This is a genomic window from Palleronia pelagia, from assembly GCF_900110115.1.
Lineage (GTDB): Bacteria > Pseudomonadota > Alphaproteobacteria > Rhodobacterales > Rhodobacteraceae > Palleronia > Palleronia pelagia.
In genome coordinates this window covers 377,597-395,736 of sequence record NZ_FOCM01000001.1, presented here as the reverse complement: position 1 = coordinate 395,736, position 18,140 = coordinate 377,597, and the positions used below count along the sequence as shown (strand labels likewise).

Genomic DNA, 18,140 nt, shown 5'->3' with positions numbered 1-18,140 from the left:
AAGGACCGTACATGCGCTTTCGCGCCCTGCCCCTTGCCCTGGTGCTGGCCGCCGGCCCCGCCATCGCCCACGATCTCGGCTTCGCCGGCCTCCTGAGCGCGGGCAACAAAGAGGACCTTCCGCCCCTGACGCTTGCCGCCGGCCAGCCCGTGTCGGACGGTCCTCTGACGCTGCAATCCGGCACCTATTACGAGATCGAGATCCAGGCGGACGGCAGCCAGGAACTGGCGCTGGCCGGCGCCGCCTTCTTTCGCGCCATCTGGATCGACGAGATCGTCATCAACGGGCTGGAAATCCGGCCACTGGGGCTTGATTCGGTCGAATTCGACGAGGCCGGCACCATGGAAATCGGCTTCATCGCGATCAAGCCCGGCAGCTACGCGCTGGCGATCCCCGGAACCGAGGGCGAAACCCAGAGGGTCGAGATTACCATCCAATGAGCCTGTCGGTCGCGGATCTGAGCTTCTCCTACGGCGCGCGGCAGGCGCTGGACGGGGTGTCCTTCGACATTCCGGCGGGCCGATTCTGCGCCCTTCTGGGCCCGAACGGGGCAGGAAAATCCACGCTGTTCGGCCTGCTGACGCGGCTTTTCACGACCGCCGGCGGCCGGATCACGATGGCGGGGCACGACCTCGACACCGCGCCGCGCCGGGCGCTGGGGGCCATGGGCATCGTGTTCCAGCAGACGACGCTCGACCTGGACCTGACCGTGCGGCAGAACCTGCGCTATTTCGCGGCGCTGCACGGGATCTCGGGACGCGAGGCCGACACAAGGATCGACGCCGCGCTCGACCGGCTGGACATGCGGGCACGGGCGGGCGAGCGGGCGCGGGCCCTCAACGGCGGCCACCGCCGCCGGGCCGAGATCGCGCGCGCCTTGGTCCACCGGCCCCGCGTGCTGCTGCTGGACGAACCCACCGTGGGCCTCGATGCCGCCAGCCGCAGCGCCATCACCGACCACGTCCACGACCTCTGCGGCGACGGGTTGACCGTCCTCTGGGCCACCCACCTGACGGACGAGGTGCGCGCCGACGACCATCTCCTGATCCTGCACCGGGGGCGCATCCTGCGCGACGGCCGCGCCGCCGAAATCACCGCAGGATCAAACCTTTCCGACACGTTCCTCACCCTGACCAGGGTGGCCGCATGATCCGCGCCGCCCGCCCCTTCATCTTTCCCCAAATACCTCTCGGGGGGGCGCGCAGCGCGGGGGGCGAGCGGCCCCCCTCGTCGGCCGGACACCCATGAGCTGGCTCACCGCCTTCAGGGCGATCGTCGCGCGCGAGGCCCTGCGCTTCGTCCACCAGCGCGAGCGGTTCCTCGCCGCGCTGGTGCGTCCACTCGTGTGGCTGCTGGTCTTCGCGGCCGGGTTCCGCGCCGCACTGGGGCTCAGCATCATCCCGCCCTACCAGACCTACATCACCTACGAGACCTATATCGTGCCGGGCCTGTGCGGCATGATCCTGCTGTTCAACGGGATGCAGAGCGCGCTGAGCCTCGTCTACGACCGCGAGATGGGGTCCATGCGGCTGTTGCTGACCGCACCGCTGCCGCGCTGGTGGCTCTTGCTGTCGAAGCTGGCGGGCGCCACCGCGATCTCGATCCTGCAGGTCTACGCCTTCCTCGCCATCGCCGCGCTGTTCGGCATCACCGTGCCGGGCTGGGGCTATGTCACGGTGCTGCCCGCGCTTGCGCTGGCGGGCCTGATGCTGGGCGCCCTGGGGCTGGCCTTGTCGTCCTTCATCCGCCAGCTCGAGAATTTCGCGGGCGTGATGAACTTCGTGATCTTCCCGATGTTCTTTCTCAGCTCCGCCCTCTATCCCCTTTGGAAGATGGCGGAATCTTCCGAACTCCTGCACGACATCTGCGCGGTGAACCCCTTCACCCACGCGGTCGAGCTGATCCGCTTCGCGCTGTATCTGCGGCTCGAGCCCTGGGCGCTGCTTTGGGTCACGCTGGCCACGCTGGCCTTCGGGGCCCTGGCGATCTGGGGATACGACCCGGCCCGCGGCCTGATCCGCAAGCGCGCCTGATCCCGGTCTACGACCATGGCGCGATGGGTGCGCCGGGACGATCGTGCTAGGTGTGGACCCATGAAACAGATCCTGTCCTGCACCATCGCCTGCCTGATCGCCTTGCCCGCCCTGGCCGAGGACGATCCGTTGGGCACCCTCAATCCAGACGAGATGACGTGGCAATCCATGCGTGATCGCGCGGCGCGGGGCGAGACCTCGATGACCCTGTGCGCGTCGGGCTACATGATGACGAAGTCCGGCGACCACGCCACGGCCCGCGCGATTTTCGAGCGCTGCGCCGAGGCGGGCTATCCCGGCGCGATGACGTGGATGAGCCAGCTGGACAACAACGGGCTGGGCGGCGACTACGACCCCGACGCGAGTGCCGCGTGGGACCGGCGTGCCGCGGACCTGGGCGACCCGGTGGGCAAGTTCAACCACGGCATGAACCTGCTGCGCGGCCACGGCATCGCCAAGGACGCCGAGGAAGGCCGCCGCATGGTCGATGCCGCCGCGCGCGACGGTCTGGATATCGCCAAGCGCCTTCAGGCGGCGGACTACGACCCGAACGCGGTCACGCCAGACGCGGACGAGTGGCGGTTCGCGCCGCTGTTCTGAGCCGCCGCAACGGCACGGGCGGGATCGATCCGCAGGTCAGCAGTATCCCACCCCCTTGGGTCCGGCCCGGTTGGGCGCGTCGTCGACCACCGTCGCAGGCGGCCCGCCCAGCGTGACGATCCGGCTGGCCAGACGCGCCGCCTCGTCCCGCACATGGGTCACGAACAGCGTGGTGGCCTGAGTCTCGGCGCGCAGGCGCAGGAACAGGCCCATCATCTCGTCCACCAGTCCGGGATCGAGCGACACGAAGGGTTCGTCCATCAGCAACAGCTCGGGCCGCGTGGCAAAGGCGCGGGCCAGCGCCATCCGGCGTTGCTGGCCCAGCGACAGCTGGCCCGGAAAAGCATCCCCGCGCCCGCCCAGCCCGATTTCGGCGAGCAGCTTGTCGGCCGCGCCCGCATCAATCCCGGTCGTGACCCGCAGGTTGTCGGTCAGCGTGCGCCAGGGCAGCAAGGTGGGCTCCTGGAAGATCATCGCGGTCCGCGCGGGGGCGTCGATATGCCCCTCGGCCCCGCGTTGCAGCCCGGCCACGGCGCGCAGCAGCGTCGTCTTGCCGATGCCCGACGGGCCGACCAGCGCCACCGTCTCGCCGCGCTTCACCCGCAGCTCCATCGCGCCCAGGACGGGCCGCCCGTCCAGCCGCAATCCGTTGATCCGGATATGCAGAACCGGGCGATCGGAACCGCCCGGTCTGAGTTCGGTCACGGTGGCCGACATCAGCTGCCGGGTTGCAGGAACGTGCCCTCGGGCAGCTCGGTCGCCTCGCCCACCAGCTCGTCCCCGCCAAGCTCGGCCATCAGCGACAGCATGCGCGTGGCCGCGGCCTCGTCCACCGGACCCTCGGCCGGGATACCCGCGCGAAAGCCCTGGACCAGTGCCGCGAATTCGGCGTCGTTGTCGGCATTCATGCGGTCGCGCAGCCGGTCCCACGCGCTGTCGTCGGTGCCCAGCAGGTCCTTCGCGGCGCGCGACGCGGCGGCCAAACCGCGCACCAACTCGGGGGAATCACGCAACATCTCGCCCTTCACCACATATCCGAGCAGCGGCGTCTCGGGGTCGAGTCCAAGGGCTATGGCCGCGTCGCTGATATCGATCAGCTTGCGCATGCCGGCGGCTTCCATCTTGGCCATGAAGTGCCAGTAGTTGATGGCGCCATCCAGGTCGCCGCCCGTCGCCGTCTTGTAGATGAGCGGGGGCGCGCCGTAGACCTGCTCGGTCTCGCCGGACAGGTCCATGCCCAGCTCGGACCGCGCGTAGGCCTGGAGGATCAACCAGGACTTGTCCAACGGGCCGCCCGCGATACCGATCTTGCCACCGGCGAGATCCGCCAGCGTCATGGCGCCGGAGCCTTCCGGGACAAGCACGCCGCCCACCGCCTTGGAATACGGAATGAACACGTAGTCGCGGCCCGCCGCGCGCTGCCGCGCCACCCAGAGCCAGTCGGACACGATCACGTCGGCCTCGCCGCCCTGGAACGCGATCTCGCCCGCCGAGCCCGATGCAACGCCCTGCACGTCGAGCGTGAAGCCCTGCTCGGCGTCCAGACCGTAGTGCTGGATCGTGTCGAGCTCCCAGTTGACGGTGCCGAACTTCAGGACCGCGGCGCGCAATGTCGGCGTCTCGGCCCATGCCGCGACCGTACCGAGGGCGCCCGCCAGAACGGCGGCGCCGAATGCCTTGATGACTCCCATGATCTCCTCCCAGGGTGGCTGTCGCGACGATACCAGCGGGCGCCGGCATCCATATACGACCAAAGGCGAAACGCGCCGGCGGCGCGCGGCCAAACCACTGAGCGCAAGAAGAAATTCCGTGCCAACCGCGCGCCCGCCCAGGGTCGTACGACCATTGTTCAATATGTGTGGCCTAGAGGCCTGCCGATGATCGAGCCGACTGCGAGCGTGTCCGGACCGGGATGCGTCTGCGTCCCAAACGATCAGGGAGGACACCAATGAATCGTTTCGTTACCATCGTCGCCGCGGGCCTTCTGGCCACCGGCGTCGCGCACGCCCAGGGCGTGACCGAAGAGATGCTGGCGGGCGACGCCGCCTCGGGCGGCGACGTGCTGACCAACGGCATGGGCCGTGACCTGCAGCGCTATTCGCCGCTAGACATGCTCAACAAGGACAACGTGGCCAACCTCGTGCCCGCCTACGCCTTCAGCCTGGGCGGCGAGAAGCAGCGCGGCCAGGAAACCCAGCCGCTGATCCATGACGGGATCATGTACATCACCGGCTCCTACTCGCGCCTCTACGCCATCGACGCCAAGACCGGCGAGGAGATCTGGCAGTACGACGCGCGCCTGCCCGAGGGCATCCTGCCCTGCTGCGATGTGGTGAACCGCGGCGCCGCCATCTGGAACGACAAGATCATCTTCGGCACGCTGGATGCGCGCCTGGTGGCGCTGGACCTGAAGACCGGCGACGTGGTGTGGCGCGACAAGATCGCCGACTACAAGGCCGGCTATTCCTACACCGCCGCACCGCTGATCGTGGACGGGCTGGTGGTGACCGGCAACTCGGGCGGTGAGTTCGGCATCGTCGGCGAAGTGCAGGCCCGCGACGCCGACACCGGCGAGATGGTCTGGACCCGCCCCGTGATCGAGGGCCACATGGGCACCCTCAACGGCGAAGAATCGACCATGACGGGCGAGCTGAACGCCACCTGGCCGGGCGATATGTGGAAGACGGGTGGCGGCGCCACCTGGTTGGGCGGCTCGTACGACGCGCGCACCAACACGCTGATCTTCGGCACCGGCAACCCCGCGCCGTGGAACAGCCACCTGCGCGGCGCCGGCCAGCCCACCGAGGGCAACACCGGCGACAACCTCTATGCCGCCTCGCGGCTGGGGATCGACCCCGACACCGGCGAGATCAAATGGCACTTCCAGTCCACCCCGCGCGAGGGGTGGGACTACGACGGCGTGAACGAGGTCGTCGCCTTCCAGGACGCCGAGGGCAACGACCGCCTGGCCACTGCCGACCGCAACGGGTTCTTCTACGTTCTGAACGCCGAAGACGGCGCTTTCGTCTCGGCCGCGCCCTTCGTGAAGGACATCACCTGGGCCGAGGGCATCGACGACACCGGCCGCCCGATCTTCAACGAAGACAACCGCCCCGGCGATCCGTCCGAGGCCGCCGACGGCGGGAAGGGCGAGATCGTGTTCTCGTCGCCCTCGTTCCTGGGCGGCAAGAACTGGATGCCCATGGCGCATTCGCCGAAGACGGGCCTGTTCTACGTGCCCTCGAACGAATGGGGTATGGATATCTGGAACGAGCCCATCAGCTACAAGAAGGGCGCGGCCTATCTGGGCTCGGGCTTCACCATCAAGCCTAACTACGAGGACCATATCGGGTCGCTCAAGGCCATCGATCCCAATACCGGCGAATGGGTCTGGGAAGCCAAAAACGACGCGCCTCTCTGGGGTGGCGTGATGGCGACCGCGGGCGGCCTTGTCTTCACCGGCACCCCCGAAGGCCGCTTCGTCGCCTATGACGACGAGACCGGCGAAGAGTTGTGGTCGTTCCAGACCGGCTCGGGCATCGTCGGCCAGCCCGTCACCTGGGAACAGGACGGCGAGCAGTACGTGACCGTGATCTCGGGCTGGGGCGGCGCGGTGCCGCTCTGGGGTGGCGAAGTCGCCAAGAAGGTCAACTACCTCAACCAGGGTGGTCTTCTCTGGACCTTCAAGCTGCCGAAGCAGCTGGCCTCGGCCGAATAAGACAAGCGGCCGGGCCGCAAGGCCCGGTCCAACGATCCCAAGGGGCGGTGCGTCGCGGAACGCATCGCCCCTTTCCTTTTCGCACGGCGTGCGCGCGGCGGTGCCGAGATCGCCCTATCGACCTTTTGACAGGTGCATCCGGCGCGAAGCCGGCCTAGCGTGAAATCATGCAAGCACCATCCCACCACACCCGATCCGACGAGACCGCCCCGCGGATGGACGCGTCGGGCTGGGCGCTGGTCATCGACGACCACCCGCTGTTTTGCGACGCGCTCGAGCTGACCTTGCGCAACGTCGCGTTGTTCAAGGCGGTGGCGACCACCGAGAGCCTGAAATCGGGGCTGGAGATCATCGCCGAGGACGGGGCGCCCGACCTCGTCGTGCTGGACCTGAACCTGCCGGACGTGACCGGCATGGACGGCCTGATCCGCATCCGCAACAGCGCGCCCGGCACGCCGGTGATCGTGGTGTCCTCGATGACGGAAAACGCCATCATCTCGGCCGCCGTCCAGGCCGGCGCGGCGGGCTACGTGCCCAAGCATTCGCCCCACGTGGAATTCCGCAACGCGCTGGATGCCATCGCCGAGGGCCGGACCTACCTGCCCGACCATTTCGTCGCCTGCCCCCAGCCCGAGGGGCGCGCCGACGCGGTGACGCGCCTGGGCTCGCTGACCGCGCAGCAGGCCCGCATCCTCGAGCTGATCTGCGACGGCAAGCTGAACAAGCAGATCGCCTATGACCTGTCCATCGCCGAGACCACGGTGAAGGCCCACGTCACGGCGATCATGCGCAAGCTTGGCGTGCAGAGCCGCACCCAGGCCGTGCTGGTGGCGCAGCAGGCCAAGTTCGCCTCGATCTTGCCAAACGCGGACGGCTGATCCACCCTTTCGCGCGGGAGGACGACACATCGACGCGACGGCTTCGATCCAGCGCGACGGCGCGCCCCAGCGGCTGATCCCGTCCTGCGCGGTGCCCGCGCGGGCGCCGGATGTCGTGGACCAGGTCGGGCAGCAGCTTTCGGACCAGGACATCGACACGCTGTACCTGTTCGCCTCGCCCGCAAGCGACTTCGACACGCTGACGCGGCAGGCCGCCGAGAGGTTTCCCAACAGCAATACCATCCTCGTGACGACCGCGGGCGAGATCGGCCCCGACGGCTATTGCGAGGATGCGGTGCTGGCGACCGCCCTGCCGCGCGCCCGCTTCCGCGTGACGCCGTTCGTCATCGCGCCGCTGACCGATCTGGACGGCACCTACCTGTCGGACCGGATCGTGCAGGCACGCATGCAGCTCGGCGCGGATGTGCCCGAGATGCCCGGCGGGTTCGGCTTCCTGCTGGTCGACGGGCTGTCGTTGCAGGAAGACCGGCTGCTTTCGGCCATCGCGCCCGGGATGGGCGCCCTGCCCCTGTTCGGCGGGTCGGCGGGCGACGGGCAGTCGTTCCGCAAGACCCGGCTGGGTCTCAACGGCGATGTGCTGGAAAACGCGGCGATCCTGTCTCTGGTGGCGACCGATTGCGAGACGCATGTCTTCAGTCTGAACAACCTGCACCCGACCGAGACCCGGCTGGTGGTGACCGGGGCGGTGCCCGAGCGGCGGCTGGTCACGCATATCAACGGCGCGCCCGCCGCGCGCGAATACGCGCGGCTGATCGGCAAGGACCCCGAGCAGCTGAACGAATTCACCTTCGCCGCGCACCCGGTGGTGGTGCGGCTGGGCGACCAACACCATGTCCGCGCCATCCAGCGGGTGAACGACCGGGGCGAGCTCGTGTTCTTCTCGGCGATCGAAACCGGGATGGTTTTGCGCGTGGCGCGGGCCGACGACCTTTCGAGCCACCTGGATCGCGCGCTGTACGAGATCGCGCGCGACCGCGGCCCCACAGACATCCTGGCTTGCGACTGCATCCTGCGCCGCATCGCCGCCGAGCAGGGCCAGAGCGCACGCGCGGTGTCGGACGTCCTGTCGCGGAACAACGTGGTGGGCTTTTCCACCTACGGCGAACAGATTGGCCCGATGCACGTGAACCAGACGATGACCGGCGTCGCCCTGTCGCCGCCCCGGACCCGCCCATGACCGCCAGCCAACTGATCGACCCCACCGACAGCCTCGAAGATCAGAACGCCCGCCTCATCGCCATTTCCGAGGCGCTGATGGCGAAGATCGAGCAGAGCAGCGATCCATCGGGCCTCGCCTACGCCCAGTTCGAGCGCGCGGCCATCCTCGAGGGCGAGGTGCGCCAGCGCACCGTGGACCTGGAACGCGCGCTGGAGCTTCTGCACAAGACCAACGAACGGCTGGGCGCCGCCAACCGCGCCGCCGAGGCCGCGCGCGCCAACCTGGCCGAGGCGGTGGAATCGATCAACGAGGGGTTCGCCCTGTTCGACGAGGACGACCGGCTGGTCATGTCGAACTCGCGCTTCTGCCGCGACCTGGCGGACGTCGTGCCCGATATCGAACCGGGACTGTCCTTCCATCACTACGTCGAGCTGATCAGCCAGTCGATCTACCTGGCGTTGCCCGACGGGGTCACCAAGGGCGAGTGGCGCGATCGCCGGATGCAGCGCCACAAGGACGACCGGGTGATCTTCAACGTCCGCCTGACGCGCGACCGCTGGCTGCAGGTGGGCGAACACCGGACCGCGACCGGCGGCACCGTGATCCTGCAGACCGACGTGAGCGACATCATCCGCGCCGAGCGGGAGAAACGCGACCGACTGATGGACCGGCAGGCGCAGATGGTGCGCGCCACGCTCGATCATCTGAACCAGGGCGTCTGCATCTTTGACAACGATTTGCGGCTGGCGGGCTGGAACACGGGGATGGAGGCGTTGCTGGACCGCCCGATCCACGGGCAACTCGTGGGCATCACCTTCGATGCGCTTATCGCGCGGCTGAACGACGAGATCACCTTTTCCGAGCACTTCACCCGCGACCACCTGCTGGCCTGGGCCCACAGGCGCCGGGCGCGTCGCCCGATCACCTTCGAGGTGACCCGCAGGCCCGCCCAGATCCTGAGCGTATTCGCCCAAGAAATGCCCGACCGGGGCTTCGTCATCAGCTTCACTGACGTCACCACCGAACGCGAGGCCGCGCGCGCCCTGCGCGAGATGAACGAGACGCTGGAAGCCCGCGTCGCCGACCGGACCGAGAAGCTGGGCCATGCCCTGGACGAGGCGCGGCGCGCCAACGCGTCCAAGACCCGCTTCGTGGCCGCCGCCAGCCACGACCTGCTGCAACCGCTGTCGGCCGCCAAGCTGTTCGTGTCCTTCCTGTCGGACCGGGCGACCGACGACCTGTCGCGTGCCACCGCCGACAAGGCCGTGTCGGCCCTGGCCTCGGTCGAGCACATCATCGAGGCGCTTCTGGATATCTCGAAGCTCGATTCTGGCCAGGCGATCATGAACGTGCAGGACGTGCCGCTGAACGAGATCCTGTCGTCGCTCCGGACCGAACTCACCCCCATGGCCGAGGCCGAGGGGCTGTCGCTGCACATCCGGGACACCGACCACATCGTGCGGTCCGACCCGGTGTTCCTGCGCCGGATCCTGCAGAACCTGGTGATCAACGCGATCCGGTATACCGACGCCGGCCGCGTCGTGGTCGGTGTCCGGCGGCGGGGCGACGCGGCGCGGGTCGAGGTCTGGGACACCGGCCCCGGCATCGCGCCCGAGGACCAGAAGACGATCTTCCAGGAATTCAAGCAGTTGGGCCCCTACATGTCCGGCTCGAAGGGGCTGGGCCTTGGGCTCGCCATCGTCGACCTGGCCTGTGCATCACTGGGCCACGACCTGACCCTGCGATCCGAGCGAGGGCGCGGATCGTGCTTTGCCGTCACCGTCACCCGCAGCAGTCTGGCGCAGCGCGGCCCGACCCCGCGGCGCAGTTCGGGGCGCGAGGCGCGGCCGCGCGCGGAGGGGCTGGTGGTGCTGCTGGTCGAGAACGACGAGGAACTGGCCAGCGCGCTGAGCCTCACGATCGAGGAATGGGGATCCCACGTGGTCCACGCCCACACCGCCGAGCAGGCGTTGGCCTTGCTGGACGAGATCGACATCGCCCCCGACCGCCTGCTGCTGGACCACCAACTAGGCGACGGGATGACGGGGCTCGACCTCTACGAGCGGCTGCGCGCCCAGTTCGGCGCCCTCCCCGCGCGCATCATCACGGCCAACCGCGACCGGGCGCTGGCCGAGAAATGCCGCCGCGCGGGCGTGGACCTGGTGCCAAAGCCGCTGGAGGCCGCAAGCCTAATCGCGCTGATCGACGACGAGGGCCCTGCGGCAGATCGGTGACATCGTCAGCACAATAGCGTTCGGAGGCGCCGAATGGCCCGCGAATCGCCGCAATCCGCCCGCAGCGTTCGGATCGCATCCAGAAGAAGGAGCGATCCGATGATCCGTCACGCAGACGAAAAACCGGCCCCGCAGCCGGTGAAGAAACCCGACAACGGCCAGAAGCCGAAGCCCGGCACTTTCAAGGACTGGGCACAGATCTAGGCCGCACGCGGTCCCGCTTGACCCGATGGGCGGCACGGGGTCAGCATCGGTCATGGGCACGCCGATCTCGACCTTGCGCAACATGGGCCCCGCCATGGAGACGGCCTTTGCCCGCGCGGGCATCGACAGCGCCGAGGCTCTGCGCGACCTGGGCACCGACGCGGCCTATGCCCGGCTGCTGGCCAGCGGCGAACGCCCGCATTTCATCCCCTTCTACGTGATCGAGATGGCGCTGCAGGGCCGTCCCTGGAACGATTGCACGAAAGAAGAGAAGGCCACGCTGAGACTGCGGTTCGACCGGATCAAGGCGTCTGCCGCACCGCCGCCGCGCTCCGAGCTCGAGGCGTTCCTGGACAGAATCGGTGTGCGCGACCCACGCGGAACCGGCTGACCCGGCGCGGGTTGGGATCGCATGAACACACTGCCCGATTTCGACCGTCTCGCCCGCCTCGAACGCCTTGCCGCGCGCATGGACACGGCCTTCGGCATCCCCGGCACGCGGTATCGCATCGGCTGGGATACGCTGCTGGGCCTCGTCCCCGGCGTGGGCGATGCGCTGGCGCTGACCCCCGCAGCTTACATCGTGCTGGAAAGTCACCGGATGGGTCTGCCGCGCCACAAGCTGGTCCGCCAAGGCGTCAACTGCGCAGTGGACTTCGCCGTCGGGTCGGTCCCGATCCTCGGTGACCTGTTCGATGCCGGCTTCAAGGCGAACCGTCGTAACGTCGCGATCCTGCGCGAGGATCTCGAACGTCGCGCGGCGACCGCCACCCCGACGCAAAAGGCCCCCGCCAAGGGCGAGGGCCATCTGTCTTCGCATCACCCGGGATTGGGCGGCGGGGCTTAGCCCACCAGCTCGAGGCCGGAGAAGAAGAACGAGATTTCTTCCTTGGCGGTCTCGGGCGCGTCCGACCCGTGAACCGAGTTCTCGCCGACCGACTCGGCGAACTCGGCGCGGATGGTGCCGGCATCGGCCTCGGCGGGGTTGGTGGCGCCCATCACTTCGCGGTTCTTCGCGATGGCGCTTTCGCCTTCCAGCACCTGCACGACGACCGGCTCGGACGCCATGAACGTGGTCAGTTCGTCGAAGAAGGGCCGTTCGGCGTGAACCTTGTAGAATTCGCCCGCCTGGGCCTTGGTCAGCTGGATCCGCTTCTGCGCGATGATGCGCAGGCCCGCATCCTCGAATTTCGCGTTAATCTTGCCGGTCAGGTTGCGGCGGGTCGCGTCGGGCTTGATGATCGACAGCGTGCGTTCGGTGGCCATGGGTGCCTCATTTTTCAGCGTGGGCAGGCCCAATGCCCGCCCGAATATTGCGCGTTCCGATACCATGCACCCCAAGCGTTGAAAACCCATTCACCGGACTAGCCTTGACTGGGGGAGCATGCTGCGGTCCGCTTCCACTTCGAGTTGATTAAAATTGAATTGGAATGGTGAGACATGACGGCAATCGTTGATTTCCTGAACACCGTGCTGTGGGGCTACGTGCTGGTCTACGGCTTGTTGGCCGTGGGGCTGTATTTCACGTGGCGCACGGGATTTCTGCAGTTCCGTCACTTCGCCGAGTTCTTCCGGGTCATCACCAAGTCGCGCGAAACCTCGGATGACGGCATTTCGCCCTTCCAAGCGCTGACGGTCTCGCTGGCCTCGCGCGTGGGAACCGGCAACCTGGCCGGTGTCGCGGTCGCCATCTACCTGGGCGGACCGGGCGCGATCTTCTGGATGTGGATGGTGGCCCTCGTGGGCATGGCGACAGCCTATGCCGAGTCGACGCTTGCCCAGCTCTACAAGGTCCGCAACGCGGACGAGCAATATCGCGGCGGCCCCGCTTTCTACATGGCCAAGGGCATCGGGTCGAACGCCATGGGATACGTGTTCTCCATCTGCCTGATCGTCAGCTTCGGGCTGATCTTTTCGGCGGTGCAGGCCAACTCGATCTCGGTCGCGATGGAAGAGGCCTTCGCCATCCCGAAACTGATCACCGGACTGGTGATCGCGGCGCTGGCGGGGGTGGTCATCTTCGGCGGCATCCGCACCATCGCCCGCGTGGCCGAACGGATCATTCCCGCCATGGCCGGCATCTACATCGTGGTCGCGCTCATCATCGTGTTCATCAACATCGCCGAAGTGCCCGCCATGCTGGCGCTGATCGTGAAATCCGCATTCGGGTTCGAAGCCGCGGCGGGCGGCTTCACCGGCGGGTTCATGGCGGCGCTGCTGAACGGGGTGAAGCGGGGCCTGTTCTCGAACGAGGCCGGCATGGGCTCGGCCCCGAACATCGCAGCCGTGGCCGTGCCGCAACCGCACCACCCGTCGAGCCAGGGGCTGGTCCAGGGCCTGGGCGTCTTCATCGACACGCTGGTGATCTGCACAGCCACCGCGCTGATGATCCTGCTGTCGGGCGTCGTCGACTACTCGGAAGGCGCGGCCACCGGCATGGCGCTGACGCAGATCGCGCTGGAAGAACATATCGGCGCGCTGGGGCCGATCTTCATCTCGATCGCGATCCTCTTCTTCGCGTTCACCTCGATCATCGGCAATTATTCCTACGCCGAGAACGCGATGGAATTCCTCGGCCTCGGCACCCGCGTGCCCCTTCTGATCCTGAAATGCCTGGCCATCGCCATGGTGGTCTGGGGATCGATGCAGGCGGTGACGACCGTGTTCAACTTCGCCGACGCCTCCATGGCGCTGATGGCGACGGTGAACCTGGTCGCGATCCTGATCCTGTCGAAGACGGTGGCAAAGCTGACCAAGGACTATTTCGCCCAGCGTCGCGCGGGCAAGGAGCCGATTTTCCAGATCAAGGAATACCCCGAACTGGGCGACACCGTCGACGCGACGATCTGGAACCGCGATGTCGAGGCGGAGCTTAAAGGCGGCTCGAGCAGCTAAGGCTAAGGCGCCTCCCGGAACGGGCGGAGCTGGCATGACAGCTTCGCCCGCTCTCCCTCGATTAACCGCCCGGCATGATCGGTCCCGTGGCCGCGATGGCACGTTCGACGGCCGGAAGCACAAGTAACCGGTCGAGATACCCGGCCGCGGCCCCGTCCCCCAAGACGCCGGCATACCGTGCCATGGCCAGCGCATAGAGCATCTGCATATCCGCCAGCGTCAGAGCGTCGCCCATCAGGTACGTGCGTTGTCCAAGATGGCGGTTCAAATGCCCCATATGCAGGTCGAGCTGGCCTTGCGACTTGGCGTCGATCTCGCTGTCGTTGCGCCGCGCCCAAAAGGCGGCGCTGATCGGGCGCATGAGGGTCCCTTCGACGTAGTCCAGCCACTCGTCGTGGCGCGCCCAGGCATCCCGGTCACCTTCGGGCACGAAACGGCCGTCGCCGTGGCGTCGCTGGACATGGCGCAGGATCGCGGCCGACTCGCCCAGCACGAGGTCGCCGTCCACGATCACCGGCGCCTTGCCCAACGGGTGGATTTGCCGCAGGCCCGGCGGCGCCTGGTAGGCGTCGGTCCGCTCGTAGCGCACGATCTTGTAGGGGACCGACAGTTCCTCCATCAGCCAGGCTATGCGGACGGCCCGCGAATATTGCAGCGAATGCAGGGTGATGGTCATGTATTCCTCCGCTTGGTCGGGCCGAGCGTAAAGACCCTGGCCCTGTCCGGCCAGTGTGGCTTTCGCGCGGCCGCACGCTCTGCTAATGCGCGGGCCATGCTCAGGATCCATGACATCACCTACGCGGTCGCGGGCCGCACCCTGTTCGAGGGCGCGTCGGCCACCATTCCCGAAGGCCACAAGGTCGGCGTGGTGGGCCGCAACGGCACCGGCAAGACCACCCTGTTCAAGCTGATCCGGGGCGAGCTGGTTCTGGAAAGCGGCAGCATCGGCCTGCCGTCGCGCGCACGCATCGGCGGCGTGCGGCAGGAGGTGCCGTCGTCCGACGTGTCGCTGCTGGACACGGTGCTGGCCGCCGATACCGAGCGTGCGGGCCTCATGGCCGAGGCCGAGACGGCGACGGATGCCGGCCGCATCGCCGAGATCCAGACCCGCCTGGCCGATATCGACGCCTGGTCGGGCGAGGCGCGCGCCACCCAGCTGTTGCGCGGCCTCGGCTTCACCCAGGCCGAGATCGCCATGCCCTGCAGCGCCTTCTCGGGCGGCTGGCGCATGCGCGTGGCGCTGGCCGGCGTGCTGTTCTCGCAGCCCGACGTGCTGCTGCTGGACGAGCCCACCAACTACCTCGACCTCGAGGGCGCGCTGTGGCTGGAAAACTACCTGTCGCGCTATCCGCACACGGTCATCATCATCAGCCACGACCGCGGGCTGCTGAACCGGGCGGTGAACTCGATCCTCCATCTCGAGGCCAAGAAGCTGACGCTGTTCACCGGCAACTACGACACCTTCGCCCGCACCAAGGCCGCGCAGCGCGCCGCGGCGGAAAGCGAGGCCAAGAAGGTCGAGGCCCGCCGCGCCCACCTGCAGAAATTCGTCGACCGCTTCCGCGCGCAGGCCACAAAGGCCAAGCAGGCGCAAAGCCGCATCAAGATGATCGAGCGGCTGGAAACCATCCAGTCCCCGCAGGAAGCCGCCCTGCGTGCCTTCAGCTTCCCCGAACCCGAAGAGCTGTCGCCGCCCATCGTGAACCTGGAATCGGCCAGCGTGGGCTACGGCGAGCGCGTGGTGCTGGGCAAGATGACCCTGCGCATCGACCAGGACGACCGGATCGCCCTGCTGGGCCGGAACGGCGAGGGCAAGTCGACCCTGTCCAAACTGCTGGCCGACAAGCTCGCGCCCATGGGCGGGCGGATCACCAAGGCCGCCAAGCTGCGCGTGGGCTATTTCGCGCAGCACCAGGTGGACGAGCTGTACGTGGACGAGACGCCCATCGACCATGTCCGCCGCCTGCGCCCGGACGAGACGCCGGCCAGGCACCGCGCGCGGCTTGCGGGCTTCGGGCTGGGCGCCGACCAGGCCGAAACGCTGGTGGGCAGCCTGTCGGGCGGGCAGAAGGCACGGCTGAGCCTGCTGCTGGCCACCATCGACGCGCCCCACATGCTGATCCTCGACGAGCCGACCAACCACCTGGACATGGAAAGCCGCGAGGCGCTGGTCGACGCTCTGACCGCCTATTCCGGCGCCGTGATCCTCGTCAGCCACGACATGCACCTGCTGAGCCTGGTGGCCGACCGCCTGTGGCTGGTGAAGGATGGCCGCGTCGCGCCGTTCGAGGACGACCTCGAAGCCTATCGGCGGATGCTGTTGCAGACGGACGAGCCGAAGAAGAAGGCCGAGAAGCCCAAGGCCCCGGTCAAGCGGGCCAGCCGCGAGGACCTGCTGGCGCTGAAATCCGAGGTGCGCAAGGGCGAGGCGCGGGTCGAGAAGCTGACCGAGATGCGCGAGAAGCTGGCCAAGAAGCTGGCCGACCCGACGCTTTACGAGGACAGCCGCGTCGGCGAGCTGGAGACGTGGAACCGCAAGTATGCCGAGGTGATGGAAGGGCTCGACCGGGCCGAAACACTGTGGATGGCGGCGCTGGAACGGCTGGAACGGGCCGAGGCATGACGGTCGGACGCCCGGATAACGGGTCGCGACCGTCCGCAGCTTCGGGGTCCGCAGCGTGACCGAGCTCGACTTCTACGTCACCGCCTTCGTGACGCTGTTCGTCATCATCGACCCGGTGGGCACCACGCCGATCTACCTGGCGCTGACCCAGGGCATGGCGCGGGCGCGCCGCCGTGCCATCGCCATCCGCGCCTGCATCATCGGCATGGGGATCCTGCTGCTGTTCGGCCTGTTCGGCGAGGCGGTGCTGGGATTCGTCGGCATCTCGATGCCCGCCTTCCGGATCGCGGGGGGCATCCTGCTGTTCCTCACCGCGCTCGAGATGTTGTTCGGCCGGCGCACCCAGCGGCGGCAGGACCAGTCCGAGGCCGACGACCACGATCCCGGCGACGACCCGTCGGTCTTCCCGCTAGCCATCCCGCTGCTGGCGGGGCCGGGATCGATCACGTCCATCATCCTGCTGACCGATCAGGCCAGCGGCGAGCCGCTGTTGCAGGCCGGTATTTTCGGCGTCGCCACGGTGGTTTACGGGATATGCTTCATCCTTTTTCTCAGCGCGGGCTGGATCGAACGCGCGCTTGGCGACACCGGCGTCCTTGTGGTCACGCGGCTGCTGGGGATGCTGTTGTCGGCGCTGTCGGTTCAGTTCGTGCTGGACGGGCTGCGCGGATTTGGCCTGCAAGCCTAGCTTGGCACACCGTTTTCCGGGCCTTAAATCAGGCGCATGAATGGTGATTCGATTGCTTCGCTTGTGTATCTGGTCCTGCTTGGTTCGGTGATTGCAGGGTATTTCTTCGTCTCGAACCGAAACAGCCTGGGCAAGACCATGCAGCAGGCCGCCATCTGGGGCCTCATCTTCGTCGGCGCCATCGCCGTCGCGGGATTATGGAGCGATCTGCGCGACGACGTCGCGCCCGCCCAGGTTCTGAGCAGCCGGGGCGAACTGGTGGTTCCGCGCAGCTTCGACGGACACTACCGCGTCACGCTGAACATCCAGGACATCTCCGTCGACTTCATCGTCGACACCGGCGCGTCGGACATGGTGCTGAGCCAGCGCGATGCGCGGCGCGTGGGGCTCGACCCCGAACAGCTGGCCTATACCGGGCGCGCGCGCACGGCGAACGGCACGGTGCCCATGGCGTTCGTGATGCTCTCGGAAGTGTCGGTGGGGGAGTTCGTGGCCGAGGACGTGCGCGCCTCGGTCAATGGCGGCGAGATGAGCAGTTCGCTTCTGGGGATGAGCTATCTCCAGCGCTTCGGCCGCATCTCGATCGAGAACGACCGGCTGACGCTCAGCCCGTAGGGGGCGTCAGGACTCGGCTTTCTTCTGCCACTGGCCCGATTCCTCGGACCAGTATTGCGCCGACGCGCCGGCCCGCGTCAGGTCCCGCCACTGGGACCGCGCCTTTTCCAGCGCACCGTTATCGTTGCCGTCGAACAGGATACAGACCCGTTCCAGTGAATTGACCTCATCCAGCGACACGTTGGCCCCGTCCACGCTCATCAGGCAGGCGGTCCGGGGCGGCAGGTCCGGACCATCGGCCAGCAGAACGGGTTGCAGCGCATCATGGGGGCCGCCCGCCCGCCCGTGGGGCAGGAAACTGTCGTCCGAATAGGTCCACAACGCCTGGTCCAGCTGGTCGAGCCGGACGGCGTTGCCGCCGCGCACGCAGACCCGCCACCCCTGCGCCAGCGACTTCTCCAGCAGCGTGGGCAACACCGCCTCGAGCGGGCGGCGCGTCAGGTGGTAGAACATCGCGACGCCCATGGCGGGG

At 67.6% G+C, this 18,140-nt stretch carries 19 protein-coding genes; 14 read left to right on the top strand and 5 right to left on the bottom strand.

Annotated features, from left to right (window positions below; all coding sequences use genetic code 11):
- Positions 1-11 precede the first annotated feature (11 nt).
- The 4 genes from BMX96_RS01990 to BMX96_RS01975 all read left to right on the top strand — a co-directional run bounded on the left by BMX96_RS01990 (position 12) and on the right by BMX96_RS01975 (position 2,633).
- Complete coding sequence (locus BMX96_RS01990) at positions 12-440, top strand: hypothetical protein (protein WP_091843720.1); 429 nt, start codon at positions 12-14, stop codon at positions 438-440.
- Complete coding sequence (locus BMX96_RS01985) at positions 437-1,150, top strand: ABC transporter ATP-binding protein (RefSeq protein WP_091843717.1); 714 nt, start codon at positions 437-439, stop codon at positions 1,148-1,150. The genes BMX96_RS01990 and BMX96_RS01985 overlap by 4 nt, the downstream gene beginning before the upstream one ends.
- A gap of 94 nt (positions 1,151-1,244) precedes the next feature.
- Positions 1,245-2,033 carry an ABC transporter permease gene (locus BMX96_RS01980; RefSeq protein ID WP_073128806.1) on the top strand — a complete coding sequence of 263 codons (789 nt, stop codon included), beginning with the start codon at positions 1,245-1,247 and terminating at the stop codon, positions 2,031-2,033.
- A gap of 60 nt (positions 2,034-2,093) precedes the next feature.
- Positions 2,094-2,633, top strand: a complete 540-nt coding sequence (locus BMX96_RS01975; protein WP_091843714.1) for a tetratricopeptide repeat protein — start codon at positions 2,094-2,096, stop codon at positions 2,631-2,633.
- A gap of 36 nt (positions 2,634-2,669) precedes the next feature.
- Here the strand turns inward: BMX96_RS01975 and BMX96_RS01970 are convergent, their stop codons facing one another.
- Together BMX96_RS01970 and BMX96_RS01965 are read right to left on the bottom strand one after the other, a co-directional pair.
- Complete coding sequence (locus tag BMX96_RS01970) at positions 2,670-3,338, bottom strand: ABC transporter ATP-binding protein (protein WP_236736925.1); 669 nt, start codon at positions 3,336-3,338, stop codon at positions 2,670-2,672.
- Between the two features lie 11 nt (positions 3,339-3,349).
- On the bottom strand, positions 3,350-4,324 hold the full coding sequence (locus BMX96_RS01965; RefSeq protein WP_091843709.1) for an ABC transporter substrate-binding protein: 975 nt from the start codon (positions 4,322-4,324) through the stop codon (positions 3,350-3,352).
- 257 nt (positions 4,325-4,581) lie between these two features.
- On the opposite strand from BMX96_RS01965, the gene BMX96_RS01960 reads away from it, so the two are divergent.
- The 6 genes from BMX96_RS01960 to BMX96_RS01935 all read left to right on the top strand — a co-directional run bounded on the left by BMX96_RS01960 (position 4,582) and on the right by BMX96_RS01935 (position 11,694).
- Complete coding sequence (locus tag BMX96_RS01960) at positions 4,582-6,351, top strand: PQQ-dependent methanol/ethanol family dehydrogenase (protein WP_091843706.1); 1,770 nt, start codon at positions 4,582-4,584, stop codon at positions 6,349-6,351.
- A gap of 215 nt (positions 6,352-6,566) precedes the next feature.
- A complete protein-coding gene (locus BMX96_RS01955; protein ID WP_091843704.1) occupies positions 6,567-7,229 on the top strand; it encodes a response regulator in 663 nt (220 codons plus the stop codon).
- 115 nt (positions 7,230-7,344) lie between these two features.
- Positions 7,345-8,427 carry an FIST N-terminal domain-containing protein gene (locus BMX96_RS01950; RefSeq protein ID WP_236736924.1) on the top strand — a complete coding sequence of 361 codons (1,083 nt, stop codon included), beginning with the start codon at positions 7,345-7,347 and terminating at the stop codon, positions 8,425-8,427.
- Positions 8,424-10,643 carry a hybrid sensor histidine kinase/response regulator gene (locus BMX96_RS01945; protein WP_091843701.1) on the top strand — a complete coding sequence of 740 codons (2,220 nt, stop codon included), beginning with the start codon at positions 8,424-8,426 and terminating at the stop codon, positions 10,641-10,643. The genes BMX96_RS01950 and BMX96_RS01945 overlap by 4 nt, the downstream gene beginning before the upstream one ends.
- 256 nt (positions 10,644-10,899) lie before the next feature.
- Entirely contained in the window at positions 10,900-11,238 is a 339-nt protein-coding gene (locus BMX96_RS01940) for a TfoX/Sxy family protein (RefSeq protein ID WP_091844377.1), read from the top strand.
- Positions 11,239-11,259: 21 nt separating this feature from the next.
- Entirely contained in the window at positions 11,260-11,694 is a 435-nt protein-coding gene (locus BMX96_RS01935) for a DUF4112 domain-containing protein (RefSeq protein WP_091843698.1), read from the top strand.
- Here the strand turns inward: BMX96_RS01935 and ndk are convergent.
- Positions 11,691-12,113, bottom strand: coding sequence for a nucleoside-diphosphate kinase (gene ndk, locus BMX96_RS01930; protein WP_091843695.1), 423 nt, complete (start codon positions 12,111-12,113; stop codon positions 11,691-11,693). The two genes, BMX96_RS01935 and ndk, sit on opposite strands and share 4 nt — an antisense overlap.
- 174 nt (positions 12,114-12,287) lie before the next feature.
- Between ndk and BMX96_RS01925 the strand changes: the two genes are divergently transcribed.
- Positions 12,288-13,742: an alanine/glycine:cation symporter family protein gene (locus tag BMX96_RS01925; protein WP_091843692.1), complete on the top strand. Its 1,455-nt coding sequence runs from the start codon at positions 12,288-12,290 to the stop codon at positions 13,740-13,742.
- Positions 13,743-13,803: 61 nt separating this feature from the next.
- Here the strand turns inward: BMX96_RS01925 and BMX96_RS01920 are convergent, their stop codons facing one another.
- Positions 13,804-14,418, bottom strand: coding sequence for a glutathione S-transferase family protein (locus BMX96_RS01920; RefSeq protein WP_175481631.1), 615 nt, complete (start codon positions 14,416-14,418; stop codon positions 13,804-13,806).
- 96 nt (positions 14,419-14,514) lie between these two features.
- Between BMX96_RS01920 and BMX96_RS01915 the strand changes: the two genes are divergently transcribed.
- From BMX96_RS01915 to BMX96_RS01905, 3 genes are read left to right on the top strand one after another with little or no spacing between them, the layout of a single operon-like run.
- Positions 14,515-16,365: an ABC-F family ATP-binding cassette domain-containing protein gene (locus BMX96_RS01915; protein ID WP_091843687.1), complete on the top strand. Its 1,851-nt coding sequence runs from the start codon at positions 14,515-14,517 to the stop codon at positions 16,363-16,365.
- 55 nt (positions 16,366-16,420) lie between these two features.
- Positions 16,421-17,053: a MarC family protein gene (locus tag BMX96_RS01910; RefSeq protein WP_073128795.1), complete on the top strand. Its 633-nt coding sequence runs from the start codon at positions 16,421-16,423 to the stop codon at positions 17,051-17,053.
- Positions 17,054-17,089: 36 nt separating this feature from the next.
- Entirely contained in the window at positions 17,090-17,668 is a 579-nt protein-coding gene (locus BMX96_RS01905; protein ID WP_091843683.1) for a retropepsin-like aspartic protease family protein, read from the top strand.
- Between the two features lie 6 nt (positions 17,669-17,674).
- Here the strand turns inward: BMX96_RS01905 and BMX96_RS01900 are convergent, their stop codons facing one another.
- Positions 17,675-18,133: a DNA polymerase III subunit chi gene (locus BMX96_RS01900; protein WP_073128793.1), complete on the bottom strand. Its 459-nt coding sequence runs from the start codon at positions 18,131-18,133 to the stop codon at positions 17,675-17,677.
- Positions 18,134-18,140 lie beyond the last annotated feature (7 nt).

Coding starts and splice junctions, on each gene's coding strand:
- BMX96_RS01960 (WP_091843706.1), top strand. CDS start 4,582: ATGAATCGTTTCGTTACCATCGTCGCCGCGGGCCTTCTGGCCACCGGC.
- BMX96_RS01900 (WP_073128793.1), bottom strand. CDS start 18,133: ATGGGCGTCGCGATGTTCTACCACCTGACGCGCCGCCCGCTCGAGGCG.
- BMX96_RS01945 (WP_091843701.1), top strand. CDS start 8,424: ATGACCGCCAGCCAACTGATCGACCCCACCGACAGCCTCGAAGATCAG.
- BMX96_RS01920 (WP_175481631.1), bottom strand. CDS start 14,418: ATGACCATCACCCTGCATTCGCTGCAATATTCGCGGGCCGTCCGCATA.
- BMX96_RS01955 (WP_091843704.1), top strand. CDS start 6,567: ATGGACGCGTCGGGCTGGGCGCTGGTCATCGACGACCACCCGCTGTTT.
- BMX96_RS01915 (WP_091843687.1), top strand. CDS start 14,515: ATGCTCAGGATCCATGACATCACCTACGCGGTCGCGGGCCGCACCCTG.
- BMX96_RS01985 (WP_091843717.1), top strand. CDS start 437: ATGAGCCTGTCGGTCGCGGATCTGAGCTTCTCCTACGGCGCGCGGCAG.
- BMX96_RS01990 (WP_091843720.1), top strand. CDS start 12: ATGCGCTTTCGCGCCCTGCCCCTTGCCCTGGTGCTGGCCGCCGGCCCC.
- BMX96_RS01905 (WP_091843683.1), top strand. CDS start 17,090: ATGAATGGTGATTCGATTGCTTCGCTTGTGTATCTGGTCCTGCTTGGT.
- BMX96_RS01935 (WP_091843698.1), top strand. CDS start 11,260: ATGAACACACTGCCCGATTTCGACCGTCTCGCCCGCCTCGAACGCCTT.
- BMX96_RS01940 (WP_091844377.1), top strand. CDS start 10,900: ATGGGCACGCCGATCTCGACCTTGCGCAACATGGGCCCCGCCATGGAG.
- BMX96_RS01925 (WP_091843692.1), top strand. CDS start 12,288: ATGACGGCAATCGTTGATTTCCTGAACACCGTGCTGTGGGGCTACGTG.
- BMX96_RS01980 (WP_073128806.1), top strand. CDS start 1,245: ATGAGCTGGCTCACCGCCTTCAGGGCGATCGTCGCGCGCGAGGCCCTG.
- BMX96_RS01975 (WP_091843714.1), top strand. CDS start 2,094: ATGAAACAGATCCTGTCCTGCACCATCGCCTGCCTGATCGCCTTGCCC.
- ndk (WP_091843695.1), bottom strand. CDS start 12,113: ATGGCCACCGAACGCACGCTGTCGATCATCAAGCCCGACGCGACCCGC.
- BMX96_RS01965 (WP_091843709.1), bottom strand. CDS start 4,324: ATGGGAGTCATCAAGGCATTCGGCGCCGCCGTTCTGGCGGGCGCCCTC.